The 3,009-nt window shown below is 44.9% G+C and carries 1 protein-coding gene; it reads left to right on the plus strand.

Annotation, left to right across the window (positions count from 1 at the left end; genetic code table 11):
- Positions 1-1,062 precede the first annotated feature (1,062 nt).
- Positions 1,063-2,574, plus strand: coding sequence for a reverse transcriptase domain-containing protein (locus F6K51_RS35810; RefSeq protein WP_293030552.1), 1,512 nt, complete (start codon positions 1,063-1,065; stop codon positions 2,572-2,574).
- The last annotated feature ends 435 nt before the right edge of the window (positions 2,575-3,009 follow it).

A 3,009-nucleotide genomic window follows, 5' to 3' on the forward strand; every position in this document is an offset into this window, starting at 1 on the left:
ATCTACTGAGCCGTTTTTTTTGAGTGCTAATCGCATCAAAGGCGAACACCACACCCTTGACAGCCAGTTGTGTAATAAACTCGCGTATTGAAGTTACCGTAAGGATAGGGTCGCCTTTATGGTTAGTCGGCTATGCATAAAAGGGTTAAAACTTTTTGATTAAGGCGACCCTATCCTAAGGTTTCGTCTCTTGGCTTTGACGCACGTTTGTTTTGCTATCCACCTGATCGGGTTCGAGCAATCTTACCCCGCTCAACCAGATAAACTAACCAGCATAATCCCTCGGTGAGGTGGAGAACCGGGATGATCACTATACATTTTGGTATGAGCCCCGTAAGACAAGACCATCTACAGCTAAGGTTTCTCAAGGGCAAAGGTTCAATTCCAAAGAAGCGAGCCAGGGCCGCAGAGTACTGGTGGTAATCTAGGGTGACCAGGACACGGCGAATCGTGCTGTAGGAAGGAATCCTACCCAACGGGGGCTTGAAGTGCGGCTTGTTCCTAGTAGGAGCTTCCTGAAAAAGGAAGGGTATGACTAGGGGGAATCGCGGGTAATAACCCAAAATTCCTAACTATCTGATGGATGGTGGTGAAAGTCCACCCCTTTAGGAGAGAAGTGAATCCCTATCTGGCCACACCGAAATGGACGGCATTCCATTAGAGTGAAGCTGGCAACAGGGCGGAATCAGAGGTAAATCAGATGTGCCACTCTGCCGCTAATGGGGAGGTGACAAGGGTAACAGTAGCAAAAGTCCTGAAAAAGTGTCTTACCCCGAAGCCGCAATCTGACTAGTACATGCGAGACTTCATCCTTTCATTCTCACAGCGTTATTTCAAGGACAGCTGTAATCTCCGAGAAAAGGATAGGCAAAATGGACTGCCCTAAATCACCAAAACAATCTAACAGATGGAACAAGTAAAAACGACAGCAATAGGTCTGGGTAACGGTCGAAACCCCAGTAAGCAACTGCCTTGCCGAATCCCTACTGTCGGGTAAGATGCCATCAGAAACTGGTGGCGGGTATCAAGATAAACAAATCAAAGGAGAGCATGGGTAGACACATGTCAAATAGATATAGTGACCTCTGGAAAAGGATAAACTGGAAACAGTATAAAAAGAACCTATTCCGCCTACAAAGACGAGTTTATAAAGCAGTTCAAGCTGGAGACTTAAGAAAAGCTCGGTCTCTACAAAAACTGATAATTAAATCCCGCTCAGCACAACTATTGGCAATCCAACAAGTAACACAACTCAATCAAGGAAAAAGAACTGCCGGAGTAGATGGGAAAGCCTCCTTAACCTACAAAGAAAGGTTCGAGGTACTTAAAAGACTAGGCTCCAGTGCGGAAAATTGGACGCACCAAGGCTTACGGGAAATCCCAATAGCCAAGAAGAATGGGGGTACGAGAATGTTGAAAGTACCAACAATCCAAGATAGAGCATGGCAATGTCTAGCAAAATACGCTCTAGAACCAGCTCACGAAGCTACGTTCAGTGCCTTCAGTTACGGATTCAGGACAGGCCGATGTGCCCAAGACGCACAAAAAATACTATTCCTAAACCTGAAATCAGACCGAAACGGCATCAACAAAAGAGTAATAGAACTAGACATCAAGAAATGTTTTGACCGCATCTCCCACGACTCCATCATGGATAGATTGCTAGCACCTGCGGGTCTGAAGATAGGGATATTCAGATGTCTAAAAGCAGGCATCAATCCGGAATTCCCGGAGCAAGGAACGCCCCAAGGAGGCGTGGTCAGCCCACTTCTCGCCAATATTGCACTTAACGGAATAGAGGAAATAAACCCCAGAATCAGAGGCATTAGATATGCAGATGACATGGTGTTTATACTCAAGCCAAAAGACAATGCTGACAAAGTACTTCAAAAAGTTAAGGAATTCCTGGCAGAAAGAGGTATGGAAATCAGTGAAGAAAAGACCAAGCTAACCAAAACGACAGACGGCTTCGACTTCCTGGGGTGGAACTTCCGCGTCCAGAAAAACGGAAAATTTCGGTCTACTCCCTCAGTGGAAAACCACCGGAACATACGTGAGAAGATAAAAGCCGTAGTCAACAACTCGAACTATGGGGCTAAAGTAAAGGCAGAAAAATTAGCATCTAAGGTACGTGGATGGAGGAATTATCATAAAAGCTGCGATATGAGCGGAACACGTGATAGTCTCTGGCATATGAAACAAACCGCACATCGTAAATTCCGAAAGGAAAAGAAGATAAACCGGTATCAAGCCAACGACTTATGTGAAAAAGCCTTTCCAGCAGTTGGATATGAACAAAATCAGCACGTAAATGTCAAAGGGACTAAGTCTCCCTATGACGGAGACCTAGTCTACTGGAGCGGAAGAAATTCCAAACTATATGACAATGTTACAGCAAAAGCCTTGAAAAAACAGAACCATTCCTGTGGATACTGCAAGATGAAATTCATCGGTGAAGAGAGAGTACACCTCCATCACAGCGATGGAAACCATGACAACTGGAAAATGAACAACCTAATGGCGGTTCACCAAAGCTGTCACCAGCAAATCCACTGGAGCCAAAAAGATACTTAGGAGCCGTGTGAGGGGAAACTTTCACGCACGGTTCTGGAGCGGAGGTGCCCCGGATAATACCGGGCATCGACCGTAATTGTAGCAAATGAGACTTCTCAGACAACCTCTAACCTTGAACCTCGAACCTTGGCCAAAAGGCTACGCGCTTCGCAGCAAAGCGGGACGAAGTCCATCGCGTTCAACCTTACACATTAAACTTTTAACCTTAAACTTTACACTTTACACTTTAACCTTTAAGCCTTACACCTCGAACCTTTAACCTTCATTTTTAACCCTTCAACCTTAAACCTTAAACTTTAAACCTTAAACCTTCAACCTCGAACCTTCAACCAACCAAAGTCCTAGTTATCTTAAAACCTGACTAACCATGCGTTTACTATGCCTGAGCAATGGTCATGGAGAGGATGTGATTGCTGTCCAAATTCTACAGGAATT

Origin of the sequence: Moorena sp. SIO3I8, assembly GCF_010692325.1 — a bacterium.
GTDB lineage: Bacteria > Cyanobacteriota > Cyanobacteriia > Cyanobacteriales > Coleofasciculaceae > Moorena.